Source organism: Pseudohaliea sp. (assembly GCF_040217025.1).
GTDB lineage: Bacteria > Pseudomonadota > Gammaproteobacteria > Pseudomonadales > Halieaceae > Pseudohaliea.
The window spans coordinates 728758-744630 of sequence record NZ_JAVJOA010000008.1 but is presented as its reverse complement, the minus strand read 5'-3'; the positions used below and the strand labels follow the sequence as shown (position 1 = coordinate 744630).

Annotated in this window: 17 protein-coding genes; 16 read left to right on the top strand and 1 reads right to left on the bottom strand. The window is 70.7% G+C overall.

Annotated features, from left to right (window positions below; genetic code table 11):
* Position 1 precedes the first annotated feature (1 nt).
* The 8 genes from RKE50_RS07640 to RKE50_RS07605 are packed head-to-tail and all read left to right on the top strand — an operon-like array spanning position 2 to position 6973.
* On the top strand, positions 2-664 hold the full coding sequence (locus RKE50_RS07640; RefSeq protein ID WP_350035625.1) for an NADH:ubiquinone reductase (Na(+)-transporting) subunit D: 663 nt from the start codon (positions 2-4) through the stop codon (positions 662-664).
* Positions 664-1272, top strand: a complete 609-nt coding sequence (nqrE, locus tag RKE50_RS07635; RefSeq protein WP_350035624.1) for an NADH:ubiquinone reductase (Na(+)-transporting) subunit E — start codon at positions 664-666, stop codon at positions 1270-1272. The genes RKE50_RS07640 and nqrE overlap by 1 nt, the downstream gene beginning before the upstream one ends.
* A 12-nt stretch (positions 1273-1284) precedes the next feature.
* Positions 1285-2508: an NADH:ubiquinone reductase (Na(+)-transporting) subunit F gene (gene nqrF, locus RKE50_RS07630; protein ID WP_350035622.1), complete on the top strand. Its 1224-nt coding sequence runs from the start codon at positions 1285-1287 to the stop codon at positions 2506-2508.
* Positions 2508-3587 carry an FAD:protein FMN transferase gene (locus RKE50_RS07625; RefSeq protein WP_350035621.1) on the top strand — a complete coding sequence of 360 codons (1080 nt, stop codon included), beginning with the start codon at positions 2508-2510 and terminating at the stop codon, positions 3585-3587. Before nqrF ends, RKE50_RS07625 begins: the two co-directional genes overlap by 1 nt.
* Before the next feature lie 9 nt (positions 3588-3596).
* A complete protein-coding gene (gene nqrM, locus RKE50_RS07620; RefSeq protein WP_350035619.1) occupies positions 3597-3842 on the top strand; it encodes a (Na+)-NQR maturation NqrM in 246 nt (81 codons plus the stop codon).
* 6 nt (positions 3843-3848) lie between these two features.
* On the top strand, positions 3849-5090 hold the full coding sequence (locus tag RKE50_RS07615) for a lipoprotein-releasing ABC transporter permease subunit (RefSeq protein WP_350035618.1): 1242 nt from the start codon (positions 3849-3851) through the stop codon (positions 5088-5090).
* Entirely contained in the window at positions 5083-5772 is a 690-nt protein-coding gene (locus RKE50_RS07610) for an ABC transporter ATP-binding protein (protein ID WP_350035616.1), read from the top strand. The genes RKE50_RS07615 and RKE50_RS07610 overlap by 8 nt, the downstream gene beginning before the upstream one ends.
* The gene (locus tag RKE50_RS07605) at positions 5759-6973 is read left to right on the top strand and encodes an FtsX-like permease family protein (RefSeq protein ID WP_350035615.1); all 1215 of its coding nucleotides are present in this window, start codon (positions 5759-5761) and stop codon (positions 6971-6973) included. The genes RKE50_RS07610 and RKE50_RS07605 overlap by 14 nt, the downstream gene beginning before the upstream one ends.
* Here the strand turns inward: RKE50_RS07605 and RKE50_RS07600 are convergent.
* Positions 6891-7490, bottom strand: a complete 600-nt coding sequence (locus RKE50_RS07600) for a DUF2062 domain-containing protein (protein ID WP_350035613.1) — start codon at positions 7488-7490, stop codon at positions 6891-6893. The two genes, RKE50_RS07605 and RKE50_RS07600, sit on opposite strands and share 83 nt — an antisense overlap.
* Positions 7491-7575: 85 nt before the next feature.
* Here RKE50_RS07600 and RKE50_RS07595 point away from each other — a divergent pair, with 85 nt between their 5' ends.
* The 8 genes from RKE50_RS07595 (at position 7576) to pgsA (ending at position 15800) form a co-directional block, all read left to right on the top strand.
* Positions 7576-9990, top strand: a complete 2415-nt coding sequence (locus RKE50_RS07595; protein ID WP_350035612.1) for a DNA internalization-related competence protein ComEC/Rec2 — start codon at positions 7576-7578, stop codon at positions 9988-9990.
* A gap of 3 nt (positions 9991-9993) precedes the next feature.
* Entirely contained in the window at positions 9994-10617 is a 624-nt protein-coding gene (locus tag RKE50_RS07590; RefSeq protein ID WP_350035610.1) for a MotA/TolQ/ExbB proton channel family protein, read from the top strand.
* Positions 10614-11036 carry an ExbD/TolR family protein gene (locus RKE50_RS07585; RefSeq protein WP_350035609.1) on the top strand — a complete coding sequence of 141 codons (423 nt, stop codon included), beginning with the start codon at positions 10614-10616 and terminating at the stop codon, positions 11034-11036. The genes RKE50_RS07590 and RKE50_RS07585 overlap by 4 nt, the downstream gene beginning before the upstream one ends.
* 98 nt (positions 11037-11134) lie before the next feature.
* A complete protein-coding gene (gene kdsB, locus RKE50_RS07580) occupies positions 11135-11890 on the top strand; it encodes a 3-deoxy-manno-octulosonate cytidylyltransferase (RefSeq protein ID WP_350035608.1) in 756 nt (251 codons plus the stop codon).
* Complete coding sequence (locus tag RKE50_RS07575; RefSeq protein WP_350035607.1) at positions 11887-12372, top strand: low molecular weight protein-tyrosine-phosphatase; 486 nt, start codon at positions 11887-11889, stop codon at positions 12370-12372. Before kdsB ends, RKE50_RS07575 begins: the two co-directional genes overlap by 4 nt.
* Positions 12356-13372, top strand: coding sequence for a UDP-N-acetylmuramate dehydrogenase (murB, locus tag RKE50_RS07570; protein ID WP_350035606.1), 1017 nt, complete (start codon positions 12356-12358; stop codon positions 13370-13372). The genes RKE50_RS07575 and murB overlap by 17 nt, the downstream gene beginning before the upstream one ends.
* Positions 13369-15195, top strand: a complete 1827-nt coding sequence (uvrC, locus tag RKE50_RS07565; protein ID WP_350035605.1) for an excinuclease ABC subunit UvrC — start codon at positions 13369-13371, stop codon at positions 15193-15195. The genes murB and uvrC overlap by 4 nt, the downstream gene beginning before the upstream one ends.
* 38 nt (positions 15196-15233) lie before the next feature.
* Positions 15234-15800: a CDP-diacylglycerol--glycerol-3-phosphate 3-phosphatidyltransferase gene (pgsA, locus tag RKE50_RS07560; RefSeq protein ID WP_350036492.1), complete on the top strand. Its 567-nt coding sequence runs from the start codon at positions 15234-15236 to the stop codon at positions 15798-15800.
* Positions 15801-15873 lie beyond the last annotated feature (73 nt).

Below are 15873 nucleotides of genomic sequence, written 5' to 3'. Positions count from 1 at the left end.
CATGCAAAACGTCAAGGAAGCACTGACCACGCCGATTTTCAGGAACAACCCGATCGCGCTGCAGATCCTCGGTATCTGCAGCGCGCTGGCGGTGACCTCTTCGCTGCAGGTGACGGTGGTCATGTGTATCGCACTGACCGCGGTAACGGCCTTCTCGAACCTGTTCATCGCGGCGATCCGCCACCACATCCCCGGCAGCATCCGCATCATCGTGCAGATGACGATCATCGCCTCGCTGGTGATCCTGGTCGACGAAATCCTCAAGGCCGTGGCCTACGACATCAGCAAGCAGCTCTCGGTCTTCGTCGGCCTGATCATCACCAACTGCATCGTCATGGGCCGGGCGGAAGCCTTCGCCATGAAGAACCCGCCGCTGCCGAGCTTCCTCGACGGGGTCGGCAACGGCCTCGGCTACTCCGTCGTGCTGCTCAGCGTTGCCGTGGTGCGCGAGCTGTTCGGCTCCGGCAAGCTCTACGGTATCGAGATCCTCCCGCTGGCCACGGAAGGCGGCTGGTACGTGCCCAACGGCCTGCTCCTGCTGCCGCCGAGTGCGTTCTTCCTGATCGGCCTGTTCATCTGGGCCCTGCGCAGCTGGGACGCCAAGCAGGTGGAGGAGCCCGATTTCCGCCTGGCGCCGCACACGCCCGCTGAGGAGACCGCGTGATGGAATACTACCTGAGCCTCTTCGTTCGCTCGATCTTCATCGAGAACATGGCGCTCGCCTTCTTCCTGGGCATGTGCACCTTCCTGGCCGTGTCCAAGAAGGTGCAGGCCGCCCTCGGCCTCGGCATCGCCGTGATCGTGGTGCTGACCATCACGGTGCCGGTGAACAACCTCATCTACAACTACCTGCTCGCGGACGGCGCGCTGGCCTGGGCCGGGCTCCCGGAGATGGACCTGTCCTTCCTCGGCCTGCTGTCCTACATCGGTGTGATCGCCGCCATCGTGCAGATTCTCGAGATGTTCCTCGACAAGTACGTGCCGGCGCTCTACAACGCGCTCGGCGTGTTCCTGCCGCTGATCACCGTGAACTGCGCCATCCTGGGCGCGTCGTTGTTCATGGTGGAAAGGGACTACAATTTCGGCGAGAGCGTGGTCTTCGGCGCCGGCGCCGGCGTCGGCTGGGCCCTGGCCATCGTGGCCCTCGCGGGCATCCGCGAGAAGCTCAAGTACAGCGATGTCCCGGACGGCCTGCAGGGCCTCGGCATCACGTTCATCACCGTCGGGCTCATGTCCCTCGGCTTCATGTCCTTTGGCGGTATCGACATCTAGGGATCTGACAGCATGGATTTGACTATCGTTTACGGCGTCGGCATGTTCACGGCCATCGTGCTCGCGCTGGTCATGGTGATTCTCTTTGCCCGCGGCCGGCTGGTGAGCTCCGGCAGCGTCAACATCGAGATCAACGGCGAGAAGACCATCACGGTCCCCGCCGGCGGCAAGCTGCTGCAGACCCTGGCCGATGCCGACCTGTTCCTCGCTTCCGCCTGCGGTGGCGGCGGTACCTGCGCGCAGTGCAAGTGCGTGATTAAGGAAGGCGGCGGCGCCATGCTGCCCACCGAGGAATCCCACTTCACCCGCCGCGAAGCGAATGAGGGCTGGCGCCTGTCCTGCCAGACCGCGGTCAAGCAGGACATGAAGATCCAGGTGCCGGAGGAGGTCTTCGGCGTCAAGCAGTGGGAGTGCACCGTCGAGAGCAACCCGAACGTCGCCACCTTCATCAAGGAGCTGACCCTGAAGCTGCCGGAGGGTGAGAGCGTCGACTTCCGCGCCGGTGGCTACGTGCAGCTCGAGTGTCCGCCGCACCACATCAAGTTCAGCGACTTCGATGTCGACGAGGAATACCGCGGCGACTGGGAGCGCTTCGGCTTCTTCAACCTCGAGTCGAAGTGCAGCGAGACCACGATCCGCGCCTACTCCATGGCCAACTACCCGGAAGAGAAGGGCGTGGTGAAGTTCAACATCCGCATCGCGACGCCGCCGCCCGGCAGCGAGGGCATTCCGCCCGGCATCATGTCGTCCTGGGTCTTCAACCTGAAGCCCGGCGACAAGGTGAAGGTCTACGGACCGTTCGGCGAGTTCTTCGCCAAGGACACGGACGCCGAGATGATCTTCATCGGCGGCGGCGCCGGCATGGCACCCATGCGCTCGCATCTCTTCGACCAGCTCAAGCGCCTGAACAGCAAGCGCAAGATCACGTTCTGGTACGGCGCCCGCTCGCTGCGCGAGATGTTCTACGTCGAGGACTTCGACGGGCTGGCGGCCGAGAACGACAACTTCGAGTGGCACGTGGCGCTGTCGGATCCGCAGCCCGAGGACAACTGGGAGGGCCTCACCGGCTTCATCCACAATGTCCTCTACGAGGAGTACCTCAAGGACCACCCGGCGCCGGAGGACTGCGAGTACTACATGTGCGGCCCGCCGATGATGAACGCCGCCTGCATCCAGATGCTGACGGACCTCGGCGTCGAGCCCGAAAACATCCTGCTGGACGACTTCGGCGGCTGATGCTGTCCGGGACGGCGAACAGCCACCGCCCCGCGCGGTGGCTTTTTTTTGCGGCGCTCGTTTATGCGGCGCTCCTTCCGCTGCTGTCCGCCTGCGGCGGCGGGGCGCAGGACCTGCGCCTGGAAGGCCGCACCATGGGCACGAGCTGGCACATCACCGTACCCGGCGGCGCGGCGGACGAGGGTGCGCTGCAGGCGGCGATCGATGCCGAACTCGAAGCGATCAACGACAGCATGTCGACCTGGCTCGAGGACTCGGAGATCAGCCGCTTCAACCGGCTGCCCGCGGGGGAGGGCATGGCGGTCTCGCCGCGCTTTGCCGAGGTGCTCGAGGCGGCACTGGCGATCGGGGCCGCCAGCGCTGGCGCCTACGACGTGACCGTCGCGCCGCTGGTCGATCTCTGGGGGTTCGGCGCCGACGGACCGCGGGATGGCATTCCGGATCCTGTCGACCTGGCGCAAACCCGGGCCCGCGTGGGACAGGAAAAACTGGACTGGTACCCGGGCAGCCGGCGTCTGGCCAAGCGCGCGGCGCTGGCCGTCAATTTCTCCTCCATCGCCAAGGGCTACGCGGTAGACCGCGTGGCGGCGATCCTGGAGGCCGAGGGCTTCGCGGACTACCTGGTGGAGATCGGCGGCGAGATGCGGGTGGCGGGTCTGAGCCCGCGCGGGGACGCCTGGCGCGTCGCCGTGGAACGGCCGGAGGCGGGTACTCGCGCCGTGGCCCTGGGCATCGAGCTCAGTGACCGCGCGATCGCCACCTCCGGCGACTACCGCAACTTCTTTACCGTGGACGGCGAGCGCTACTCCCACCTGATCGACCCCCGGAACGGGGCGCCCGTGACCCACGATGTGGTGTCTGTTACGGTGGTGGATGAATCCTGCATGGTTGCCGACGGCTGGGCCACGGCGCTCGCGGTGCTCGGGCGCGAGGCCGCGCTCGAAGTGGCCGCCGAGGCGGGCCTTGCGGTATATTTGCTCGCGCGCGAGGGTGAGGGCTTCGAGGAATACAGCTCAGCCGCCTTCGCGCCGTACCTGGCCGCCGACGGCGAAGGCGCCGACGGCCAAGCCCAGGGATAGGAGGCTGTAATGCTCGTTTTCGTGCTGACGGTAATCATCATGGGCCTGGTCGTCACCGCCATGGCCGTCGGCGTGCTCGCCGGCCGCGAGCCGATCAAGGGCTCCTGCGGCGGTCTCGGTGCGGTCGGCATCAACCAGTCCTGCGAGATCTGCGGCGGCGATCCCAACCGCTGCGACGAGGAGAAAGGCGAGGCCGGGGAGGCCGGCGAAGCGACCTTCTACGACGCCGCCGCCCGCGACGACAGCAGGCGCTGACCGCCGGTGGGTTACCCCGCCTTCATCGGGCTTCGCTACAGTTTCAGCCGCCAGCGCAACCGCTTCACCGCTCTCGTCAGCCTCGTTTCCATGCTCGGCATGGTCATCGGTGTGGCCAGCCTGATCGTCGTGCTCTCCGTGATGAATGGTTTCGCCGGTGAGCTCCGCGGGCGCATCCTCGCCCTCGTTCCCCACGGCTACCTGGTCTTCGAGGACCCGAAGGCCGCCGCGGACTGGGAGGGCCTCGCCGCCCGCGTGGCCGCCGACCCGGCGGTGCTGGGTGTCGCGCCCTACAGTCGCGAGAAGGCGCTGCTCGGCGCCGGTCGCGGGCAGCGCGGCGTGCAGCTGACCGGTATCGACACCGCGCGGGAAAGCAGCGTTTCACGCATGCCCGCCACGCTCGTGGCCGGCCGCCTGGAAGCCCTCGACGAGGCCCCGTTCCGCGTGGTGCTCGGTGCCACCCTCGCCCGCATGCTCGGCGTCGGCATCGGCGACACGGTGCGGGTGACCCTGCCGCGCTTTACCGCCACGCCGCTGGGCCTGTTTCCCCGCAGCCGCCGGCTGGAAGTGGTGGGCCTGTTCCGGGTCGGCGCGGCGCAGGACGCCGAGCTGGCCTACGTGTCCCTCGACACCGCCAGCCGCCTGCTCGGCAATGACGGCCTGCCGACCGGCCTGAAGCTTCGCACCGCCGATCTCTTCGCGGCACCGGCGACCCTCGGGCGCCTGGCCGCGACGCTGCCGGACGGCGTCCGCCCGGTGCCCTGGAGCGACACCCAGGGCTCGCTGTTCCGCGCCGTGCGCATGGAGAAGCTGACGGTGAGCCTGCTGCTGCTGAGCGTGGTCGCGGTGGCCGCGTTCAACATCGTCGCGACGCTGGTCATGTCGGTGGCGGAGAAGCGAGAGGACATCGCCGTGCTGCGCACCCTCGGTGCGGACCCGCCGGCGATCCTGCGGCTGTTCGTGGTCCACGGTGCGGCGCTCGCCTGCCTCGGGGTGGCCGTGGGCGCGGTCCTCGGTATCGTGCTGGCGCTGTCCGTCGACCGGATTGCCGCCGGCCTGGAGGGGCTGCTGCAGGCGCGGCTCTTCGACCCGGCGGTGTACTTCATCACCGGCCTGCCCGCGGAGCTGCGCTGGTCCGACGTGGCCGCGGTGGTCGCGGCGTCGCTCGCCCTGGGCCTCGTGGCCACGCTGTACCCGGCCTGGCGTGCTTCCCAGGTGGCACCGGCGGAAGCGCTGCGCCGTGGCTGAGCCGGTCCTTTGCTGCCGCGGCCTCGGCAAGGTCTACCGGGACGGCAACCGTGAGGTCGAGGTGCTGCGCGGGGTCGAGCTCACGCTGGCCGCCGGGGAGCGGCTCGCCATCGTCGGCGCCAGCGGCAGCGGCAAGTCCACGCTGCTCAACCTGCTCGGGGGGCTCGACCCGCCGAGCAGCGGCAGCGTGGAGGTCGCCGGCCAGGCCCTGGACCGGCTCCCGGAAAAGGCGCGCTGCCGCTGGCGCAACCGGCACCTCGGTTTCGTCTACCAGTTCCACCACCTGCTCGCCGAGTTCGACGCGGCGGAAAACGTGGCCATGCCGCTGCTCATCGGCGGCGTGCCGCGAGCCGAGGCCCTGGCGCGCGCCCGGGCGATGCTCGAGCGCGTGGGACTGGGGGCCCGGGTCGACCACCGTCCCGGCGCGCTCTCCGGGGGCGAGCGCCAGCGTGTCGCCATCGCCCGCGCGCTGGTCGCCTCGCCCGGCTGCGTGCTGATGGACGAGCCGACCGGCAACCTCGACCCGGCCTCCGCCGAGCGCGTGCTCGCGCTGATCGACGACCTCGGGCGGGAGCAGGCGGCGTTCATCATCGTCACCCACGACCCGGTCATCGCCGCGCGCATGCACCGCACGCTGGTGCTGGAGGACGGTCACCTGGTCGAGGCCCATGCGCGCAGCTGAACTCGCGCGTATTGCGCTGCGGCACACCTTTGCGGCGCGCCAGGGCCACCTCTCGGTGTTCATGTCCACGCTGGCGATGATCGGCCTGGTGCTGGCCATTGCGCTGCTGCTGACCGTGCTCTCGGTCATGAACGGCTTCGACCGGGAAATGCGCGAGCGCATCCTCTCGCTCGTCCCGCACATTACCGTGCATGCCGCCCTCGGGGACCGCGACCCCGGGGTTCTCGCCGAGACCCTGCTGGCGCAGCCGGCGGTGGCCGAGGCGACGCCCTTCGCCTCCTTCGAGGGGCTGGCCATGGCCGACGGCAGCGTCGAGGCCGTGGCCGGCCTGGGTCTCGAGCCGGCCGCCCTGGCGGAGTTCACCGCGCTCGGCCTGGCCGGTGCGCCGGTCCGCGGCGACGGCCTGTACCTGGGCGCCGCCGTCGCGCGGCGCCTCGGCGCCGGGGAGGGCAGCATCGTCACCCTGCTGGTACCGGCCCGCGACGGGCGCGGCGCGCCGGAGACGGCGGCCTTCCCGCTGGCCGGGATCATCGACACGGGCACGGAGCTGGACGAGGCCCTCGCGGTGCTGCCGCTCGCGGCGGCCTCAAGGCTGGCGGGCCTGGACGGGGGCGCCAGCGGGCTGCGGCTGCACACCCGGGACCTGTTCGACGTCTCGCGGATCCGCCGGGAACTGCTGCCGCTCCTGCCCCCGGGCTACTACCTCACGGACTGGACGCTGACCCACGGCAATCTCTACGAGGCGATCCAGCTCTCGCGGCGGCTGATCACGGTGCTGCTCCTGTCGATCATCGCCGTGGCGGCGTTCAACGTGGTCTCGTCGCTGGTCCTCGTGGTCATGGACAAGCGCGGCAGTATCGCCATCCTGCGCACGCTCGGCGCGACGCCGGCGCAGGTCGGCGCGCTGTTCCTGATGCAGGGGGGCATGATCGGGGTGACCGGAGTGGCCCTTGGCAGCGGCCTCGGCTTCCTCGCCAGCCTCGGCGTGCCGAAGGGGGTGGCGGCCCTGGAGCGGGCCCTGGGCCTGCGGCTGCTGGCCACGGATGTCTACCCGGTCTCGTTCATCCCCTCGGATGCGCGGGTGTCGGATTTCGTGCTGGTCGCAGCGGCCGCGCTGCTCATGTGCCTGTGCGCTGCCTGTTATCCCGCGCTTCGCGCTGCCCGCCTGGCGCCCGCCGCAGTGCTCCAGGCCGATCACTAGCGAGCGCACGGGCCAGCTTGCGGCGCTTCCACTGCAGTCCCACGCGCCAGCGCCACAGGTTGTTGATCACGAAATAGCCGAGGCTGCCGGAGAACAGGCCGAGGATCAGGCAGCCGACCAGCAACGGCTGCCAGATTGAGCCCAGCTCGCTGGAAAGCCAGCTCCAGCTCAGGCTGAAGGCCGGCATGCCCGGTGGGACTCCGAGCACGAGCGCCCCCACGCGGTAGGCGAGATAGATGATCGCCGGTGCCGTGAGCGGGTTGGTGATCCAGACCAGGCCGACGCTCAGGGGCAGGTTGCAGCGCAGGCGGATGGCGGCGAGCGCGGCGATGAGCATCTGCCCGGGCACGGGCAGGAAGGCCACGAAGGGTCCGACGAAAAAGGCCATGGAGGCCGAGTAGCGGTTGATGTGCCAGAGGTTGCCGCTGTAGATCCCTTCTCCGAAACGGTCGAGCGCACCCCAGCGCTTGAGCCGGGCAGGGGAGGGAGCGAGTTGTTTCAGGGTCTTCTTGGGCATTTCCGGCCTGGCTGCTGCGGACGTGGCCGCGGGCCAGCGATCGTGATGCAGTGCCCCATTCTAACGGTAACGCGCTGCGGCCGCTGTGCCTTTTCCACCTTTCTTTCCGTTCCCGCCATTCCTTCGCCGGCCCGCCCTGCCGGTCACGGCTGCGGATGGCCGCCTGGTCGCCTTCGTGGTCGGGGTGCTCCTCGTAGCCCGGCTGCCGGCCCTGCCCGGGAGCGGCCTGTGGCCCCTGCTGCCGTGCCTGCTCCTGCTCGCGTGGCGGGGGCGCCCGGCGGGCCTCCTCGCCGCGGCCCTGGGCCTCGCCTGGGCCTGCCTGCACGGCCAGGCCCTCCTCGCCCAGCGTCTGCCCCCGACCTGTGACGGGCACAGCAGCGGGCTGACGGGCACCATCGCGGGGCTGCCACAGCGGCGCCTGCTGCGCGACGGCAGCTGGCAGCAGCGCGTGCCTGTCGCTGTGGCTTCCATCGACGATCCGGCCTGCCGCGGGCCGCGGGGGGTCTCGCTCGCCTGGTACGGCGAGGAGACCCTCGCCCCCGGCGAGCGCTGGCGCTTCTTCGCCCGGTTGCGGCTGCCCTGGGGCGAGGCGAACCCGGGCGGCTTCAACCGCCAGGATTTCTTCGCCCGCGCCGGCCTCGACGCCAGCGCGAGCGTCAGCGCCGGGGACGGCGAACGCCTCGAGCCGGCGGGGGCGAGGGCGCCGTTCCACCGCGCCCGGGCCCGGCTCCTGGCAGCCCTTCACGCTGCGGTGGGCGACAGTCCGGCGGCGGGAACGCTGGCGGCGCTGCTGGTCGGTGACCGGGGCGGGCTGGCGGACGGGCACTGGGCGCTGCTGCGCGCCTTCGGCGTCGTCCACCTGGTGGTGATTTCCGGTCTCCATGTCTCGCTGGTGGCGGGGCTGGGGCTGCTGCTCGGCGGCCTGCTCGCACGCTCTGCCGCGCTGGCGGGGTGGGCCGGCGCCTGGACCTGGCTGCGTCCGGCGTGCGCCCTGCTTGCGGCGACGTTCTACGCGGGGCTGGCGGGGTTCAGCCTGCCCACGCAGCGTGCCCTCGCCATGCTCTTCTGCGTCTGCCTGGCGCTGTGCCTCGGCCGCCCGGCGCGCAGCGGCCGCAACCTGCTGCTCGCGGCCGCGCTGGTGCTCGCCGGCAACCCGCTAGCGGCCGTGGGCTCGAGCTTCTGGCTGAGTTTCCTGGCGGTCGCGTGGCTGCTGTGGTTTGCCGCCCGCCAGCGGGGCGCGCCGCGCTGGCGCACGGCGCTGCTCGTTCATGCTTTCATGGCCGTCGCCATGGCGCCGCTCACGGCCTGGTGGTTCGGCGGCACCTCGCTGGTGTCCGCGCCGGCGAACCTGGTGCTGGTGCCGCTGGTCGGGGCGGTGCTGGTGCCCCTGCTGCTCCTCGGCGCGCTCTGCCTGCCCTGGCTGCCCGCTCTGGCCGCGGGCTGCTGGCAGCTCGCCGCCGCAATCGTCGAGCCACTGCTCGCCGTCGCCGCGGCGCTGGCAGACAGCCGGCAGGGCGCGCTCTACCGTGAGACCGGGGGCGGCACCTTCGAGTGCGCGCTCGCGCTGCTCGGCGCTTTCCTGCTCTTCGGCGCCCGGCGGCCGCTGCTGCGCGTACTGGGTGTGCTGGGCCTGCTGCCGCTCCTGTGGCCCGGCGCCGGCTCCCGCGCCGCGATCCCGGAGCTGACCGTGCTCGACGTGGGCCAGGGCACGGCTGCGGTCTACCGCAGTGGGGCGCGTACGCTGGTCTACGATACCGGCGGCGGTGACCCCGCGGGCGCGAACGCCGCCCGTCGCGTACTGCTGCCCTACCTGCGCCAAGCCGGCGTGCGCCGTATCGACACGCTGGTGGTAAGCCACCCGGACCGGGACCACAGTGCCGGCACCGTTGCCGTCCTCGAGGCCCTGCCGGTGGGCGAGGTGCTGCTGGGTCAACCGCTTCCCGGCGTGACCCGCGGGCGGCGCTGCCGGGCCGGTGCGAGCTGGCGCTGGCCCGACGGCACGGTCTTCCGCCTGCTGAGCGCCGCGCCGGGCGAGCGCCTCGGGCGCAACGATGCCTCCTGCGTGCTGCGCATCAGCGTCAACGGCCGCCGCTTCCTGCTCACCGGGGATATCGGCCGGTCGCGGGAGCGCGGCCTCGTGCGCTACTGGCGGGAGGCCCTGCGCGCGGACTGGCTGCTCGTGGCCCACCACGGCTCGGCGAGCTCCACCGGCGCGGCCTTCCTGCGCGCCGTGGCGCCGCGCTGGGCGGCGCTCACCTTCGGCCGGGCCAACCCCTTCGGCCACCCGGCACCGGCGGTTGTCGAACGCTTGTGCCGCAGCGGTGCCCGGCTCGATGGCACCGCGGCCGGCGGCGCGCTGAGCTACCGGGTCGACGACGGCGGCACGGTGACGGTGTTCCGTTACCGGGATCACTACGCCCGCTACTGGCGCCGCGCGCCGCCGCTGACGCCGCTCGGCTGCCGTGCGTATAATCGGGCCAACCCGGGGGTAGAGGAGTAGCCCGTGCTGGAACTGGTGGTAGCCGGCGGTTGGTTGATGATCGTCATCCTGCTGTGCTCGGTCGTCGCGCTGGCGATCTGCATCGAGCGCCTGTACGCCCTGAACCCGCGCCGCATCGCGCCGCCGCAGCTTTCCGTCTCGGTATGGGAGAAGCTCCGCAGCGGCCGGCTGGGCGGCGAGCAGCTGCGCAAGCTGCGCGAGTCATCGCCGCTCGGCCGCATCCTGGCCGCGGGCCTCGCCAATGCCCACCACGGGCGCGAGGTGATGAAGGACAGCATCGAGGAGGCCGCGGGCCACGTGGTGCACGAGCTCGAGCGCTACCTGAACACGCTCGGCACCATTGCCGCCATCGCGCCGCTGCTGGGCCTGCTCGGGACCGTCGTGGGCATGATCAAGGTGTTCTCGGAGATCATGGTGCAGGGCACGGGCAACGCCAGCGCGCTTGCCGGCGGCATCTCGGAAGCCCTGATCACGACGGCCGCGGGGCTGAGCGTTGCCATCCCCGCGCTGGCCATGCACCGGTTCTTTACCGGCCGGGTGGACGAGATCGTGGTCGGCCTCGAGCAGGAGTCCATTCGCTTCGTCGACGCCCTCCACGCGCGGGAGAGCGGGGAGAAAACCCCGTGAAATTCCGGCGCCGGCGGCGGGAGGAGCCGGGGCTCAATCTCACGCCGCTCATCGACGTGGTCTTCCTGCTGCTCATCTTCTTCATGGTGTCCACCACCTTCACCCGGGAGACGCGGCTCCTCGTGGACCTGCCCGAGGCAGACGCGGCGCCGGCCACGCAGGCCCCCCGCCAGATCGAGCTGCTGGTGGACGAGGCGGGCGCCTACCGGGTCAACGGCGAGGCGCTGGTCGACCGGCGCGTGCGCACGATCCAGGCCGCGCTCTACGAGTACTCGCAGGGGGATACGACCCTGCCGCTGCTCATTTCCGCCGACGCGGACACCAGCCACGCGGCGGTGGTGCGCGCCATGGATGCCGCGGGGCAGATGGGCTTCTCCCGCCTCAGTATCGCCACGCTGCGCCCGGGGCCCGACGCCTAGCGCAAGGCGCCTGCGGACGCGGTAGAATGCGCGGCTGCGGGGCGCTGCGCTTCCGGCCCGGTGCCGTGCCGGCGTCCCGGCGAGCAGGAGTTTCAATCATGGCCTTTACCGTCGTCATCCCGGCGCGCTTTGCCTCGACGCGCCTTCCCGGCAAGCCGCTGGCCAGCATCGGCGACCGGCCGATGCTGCAGCACGTGTGGGAGCGGGCCGGCGCCAGCGGCGCAGAGCGCGTGGTGATCGCCACCGATGACGTACGCATCCGCGATGCCGCGGCTGAGTGGGGCGCCGACGTTCTGCTGACGCGGGACGACCACCCCTCGGGCACGGACCGGTTGGCCGAGGTGGCCGCCGAGCTCGCACTCGACGACGACGCCATCGTCGTCAACGTCCAGGGGGACGAGCCGCTCATTCCGCCCGCGGTGATCGACCAGGTCGCCGAGAACCTGCGCCAGCGCCTCTGGGCCTCCGTGGCCACCCTCTGCGAGCCGCTCGGCAGCCGCGAGCAGCTGGACAACCCTAACGTGGTCAAGGTCGTCGTCGACGGCGCCGGCCGCGCCCTGTATTTCAGCCGCGCCCCTATCCCCTATCTCCGCGATGCGAAAGCGGCCGAGGGCCTTACCCCCTGGCGCCGGCACATCGGCCTCTATGCCTACCGCGCGGGCTTCCTGCAGCGCTTCGTGGGCTGGCCCGTGGTGCCCGCCGAGGCCCTGGAGCAGCTCGAGCAGCTGCGCGCCCTGTATCACGGCGAGGCGATTCACGTGGCCGACGCCTGCCGCCCCGTGCCCGGCGGTGTCGACACGCCCGAGGACCTCGAGCGGCTGCGCGCGCACTGGACGAAGGGGCGCGCGGGATGAGCGGTGAGACCGGCGTTCTCTTCGTCTGCCTCGGGAACATCTGCCGCTCGCCCACCGCGGACGCGGTGTTTCGCGAGCAGGTCGCGCGGGCGGGGCTTGCCGGCCGGGTGCGCATCGACAGCTGCGGCACCGCCGGCTACCACGTGGGTGAGCCGCCGGATGCGCGCGCGACCGCGGCGGCGGCCCGGCGCGGCTACGACCTGTCGCCCCTGCGCGCGCGGCAGTTCGATCCCGCGGATTTCGAGCGCTTCGACTACATCCTCGCCATGGACGAGAGCAATCTCGCCCACCTCGAGGCCCGGCGGCCCGAGGGCTATCGCGGCCGGCTGGACCTGTTCCTCGCCCTGGCCCCGGCGCTCGGCCGGCGCGAGGTGCCGGACCCGTATTACGGTGGTGAGCGCGGCTTCGAGGAGGTCCTCGATCTCGTGGAGCAGGCGGGCGAGGCGCTGCTGGCGGAGCTGACCGGTGCCGGGCGCGGCTGAAGAGCTCACCGCGCTGACGACCCTGCGGCTGCCGGCGAAGGCGACGGCCCGCCGCGATGTCGCCGACCTGGGGGCGCTGCGAGAAGCACTTGCCGCCGCCCGGGCCGCGGGCCTGCCGGTTATCGTGCTCGGCGAGGGCAGCAACGTGGTCTTTGCCGGCGACGTGGAGGCGCTGGTGTTGCGCTACACGGCGACCGGCCGCGAAGTGCTTGCCGGGGACGGCGACAGCGTCACGCTCCGCGTCGCCGCCGGCGAGCGCTGGCACTCGCTGGTCTGCTGGTGCCTCGAGCAGGGCTACCACGGTCTCGAGAACCTCGCGCTCATACCCGGCACCGTGGGCGCGGCGCCGGTCCAGAACATCGGCGCCTACGGGGTCGAGCTGGCGCCTTTCGTCGCGGCAGTCCATGCCGTGCGTATCGCCGATGGTAAGACGCTGACGCTCTCGCGGGCGGAGTGCGCCTTCGCCTATCGGGACAGCATCTTCAAGGGCACGCTGCGCGACGCGGTGGTCATCACCGCCGTGGATTTCCGCCTGCCGCGCGCGCCCGCCCCGGTCACGGACTATCCGTCGCTGCGCGAGGCACTCGCCGGTCAGGCGACGCCGCCCGGGCCTCGGGCGGTATTCGACGCCGTCGTGGCCCTGCGCCGCGCGCGCCTGCCGGACCCTTCGACCACCCCGAATGCCGGCAGCTTTTTCAAGAACCCGGTGGTCGACGCAGCGACGGCAGAGGCGCTTGCGCGGAAGTACCCCGGTATGCCGCAGTTCGCAGCCCCCGGTGGCCGCAAGCTCGCCGCCGGCTGGCTCATCGAGCAGTGCGGCTGGCGCGGTGTGGCCGGGGAGGGCGTTGCCGTGCACCCGGGCCACGCGCTGGTGCTGGTCAGCCACGGCGGTGACGGGCGCGCGCTGCTGGCCCTCGCGCAGCGCATCCAGGCCTCGGTGGCCGAGACCTTTGGCTGCCACCTGGAGATCGAGCCGCGCGTGTACGGGGTGGCGTCATGAGCGCCTTTGACGCCGAGGCGTTTCTCAAGACGCTGACCACCCGCTGCGGGGTCTACCAGATGTACGGCGCCGACGGCGGGCTGCTCTACGTCGGCAAGGCGCGCAACCTGAAGAGCCGGGTCGCCTCCTATTTCCGCAACCGGGGCCTCAATGCCAAGACCGTGGCGCTCGTGTCGCGGATTACCGATATCCAGGTGACGGTCACGGCCACGGAGGTCGACGCGCTTCTCCTCGAGCACAACCTCATCAAGAGCCACCGGCCGCCCTTCAACATCCTGCTCAAGGACGACAAGTCCTACCCCTATATCTTCCTGTCGAGCGAGGACAGCTTTCCTCGCCTGGCGCTGCACCGGGGACCGAAGCGGCGCAAGGGGCGCTACTTCGGCCCCTACCCGAGCGCCGGGGCCGTGCGCCGTTCCCTGCACTTCCTGCAGAAGGTGTTCAAGGTGCGCCAGTGCGAGGACAGCTACTTCCGCAACCGCTCGCGCCCCTGCCTGCAGTACCAGATAGACCGCTGTACGGCGCCCTGCGTGGATCTGGTCTCCGAGGCCGATTACGCCCAGCAGGTCGAGAACACGGCGCTGTTCCTCGAGGGCAAGAACCAGGAGTTGATGGTGCGCCTGGCCGACGACATGGAGCAGGCCGCCTCGGAGCTCGCTTACGAGAAGGCGGCGGTGCTGCGCGACCAGCTGCGCCAGCTGCAGCACGTGCAGGCGACCCAGGGCGTGGAGGGCGGCAGCGGCGACCTCGACCTGCTGGCGGCGGTGACCGAGGGCGGCCACAGCTGCGTGCAGGTGCTGTTCGTGCGCGGTGCCCGGGTGCTCGGCAGCCGCACCTTCTACCCCAGCACCAAGCTCGCCGAAACGCCGGAGGGGCTGCTCGGCGCCTTCCTGCCGCAGTTCTACCTGAGCGAGGGGCGGGCGCTGCCGCCGGAGATCGTGCTCAATGCCGCGCCGGAGGATAGCGAAACGCTCGAGGAGGCCTTCAGCCTCCAGGCCGGGCGCCGGGTCCGCCTGCGCCACCGCGTGCGCGAGGCCCGGGCACGCTGGCTGCAGATGGCCGAGCAGACCGCCGCGACCAATCTCGCCGCCCATCTCGCCGGGCGCGAGAGTACCCAGGAGCGGCTGCAGGCGCTGCAGGAGGTGCTGGAGCTCGAGGCCTACCCGCAGCGCATGGAGTGCTTCGACATCAGCCACTCCAGCGGCGAGGCCACGGTCGCGTCCTGCGTGGTCTTCGACGAGAACGGCCCGCGCAAGGCGGATTACCGGCGCTTCAATATCGACGGCATCACCGCGGGCGACGACTATGCGGCGATGGAGCAGGCCCTGAACCGGCGCTTCAAGCGCCTCAAGGCGGGGGAGGGCAGCGTGCCCGATGTGCTCTTCATCGACGGCGGCAAAGGGCAGGTGCAGCAGGCGCTCGACGTGCTGGCCGAGCTCGAACTGGAGGGCATCCTGGTGGTCGGCGTCGCCAAGGGTGCAACGCGCAAGGCGGGTTTCGAAACGCTGGTGCTCGGCGCCTCGGGCATCGAGCAGAACCTGCCCGCCAACAGCCCGGCCCTGCACCTCATCCAGCAGATCCGCGACGAGGCGCACCGCTTCGCCATCAGCGGCCACCGGGCGCGCCGGGACAAGGCGCGGCGCGGTTCGCGGCTGGAGGATATCCCCGGCGTCGGTGCCAGGCGGCGGCGGGAGCTGCTGCGCCATTTCGGCAGCGCTAGGGGCGTCGCCAACGCCAGCGTCGACGAGCTGAAAAAAACCCAGGGCATCAGTGCTACCATGGCGCAGCAGATCTACGACCACCTGCACAGCACGGCGGACTAGGTCGGCAGCTCCAGGAACCACGAGACAGCGCCTTGCCGATCAATATTCCCAACGCCCTGACCCTGCTGCGGATCCTCCTGATCCCGGTCCTGGCCGTGGTGTTCTACCTGCCGTTCCAGGGCCACCTGCTGGTCGCGGCGGGCATTTTCACCCTCGCTGCGGTGACTGACTGGTTCGACGGTTACCTCGCGCGCCGCCTGGGCCAGATGACCCCCTTCGGCGCCTTTCTCGACCCGGTGGCCGACAAGCTGATGGTCGCGGTGGCCCTGGTGCTCCTGGTGGAGCGCCACGACACGCCGCTGTTCACGCTCGCCGCCAGCGTGATCATCGGCCGGGAGATCGTGATTTCGGCCCTGAGGGAGTGGATGGCCGAGCTGGGGGAGCGCACCTCGGTGGCGGTTTCCTACATCGGCAAGGTGAAGACGGCCTTCCAGATGGTGGCGGTCATCGGCCTGCTGGCCATCGACCCGGCGCGCGACGGCACCTGGCTGCTGGGCCTCTGCTACCTGCTCCTGTACACGGCCGCGGTGCTCACGCTCTGGTCCATGGTCGCCTACCTCCGCGCCGCCGCCCACGTCATCCGCGCCCGGGAGGGCATGTCTTGACTGGCGCCGGGGAAGGCCTACAATTGGCGCCCTCACCCAAGGGTGAGCGCTCTTACGGCCCGACGGCCGGTCA

Bases quoted from the DNA above. Each gene is read 5' to 3' on its own strand.
- RKE50_RS07640 (WP_350035625.1), top strand. From the start codon at position 2: ATGCAAAACGTCAAGGAAGCACTGACCACGCCGATTTTCAGGAACAAC.
- nqrE (WP_350035624.1), top strand. From the start codon at position 664: ATGGAATACTACCTGAGCCTCTTCGTTCGCTCGATCTTCATCGAGAAC.
- nqrF (WP_350035622.1), top strand. From the start codon at position 1,285: ATGGATTTGACTATCGTTTACGGCGTCGGCATGTTCACGGCCATCGTG.
- RKE50_RS07625 (WP_350035621.1), top strand. From the start codon at position 2,508: ATGCTGTCCGGGACGGCGAACAGCCACCGCCCCGCGCGGTGGCTTTTT.
- nqrM (WP_350035619.1), top strand. From the start codon at position 3,597: ATGCTCGTTTTCGTGCTGACGGTAATCATCATGGGCCTGGTCGTCACC.
- RKE50_RS07605 (WP_350035615.1), top strand. From the start codon at position 5,759: ATGCGCGCAGCTGAACTCGCGCGTATTGCGCTGCGGCACACCTTTGCG.
- RKE50_RS07600 (WP_350035613.1), bottom strand. From the start codon at position 7,490: ATGCCCAAGAAGACCCTGAAACAACTCGCTCCCTCCCCTGCCCGGCTC.
- kdsB (WP_350035608.1), top strand. From the start codon at position 11,135: ATGGCCTTTACCGTCGTCATCCCGGCGCGCTTTGCCTCGACGCGCCTT.
- RKE50_RS07575 (WP_350035607.1), top strand. From the start codon at position 11,887: ATGAGCGGTGAGACCGGCGTTCTCTTCGTCTGCCTCGGGAACATCTGC.
- uvrC (WP_350035605.1), top strand. From the start codon at position 13,369: ATGAGCGCCTTTGACGCCGAGGCGTTTCTCAAGACGCTGACCACCCGC.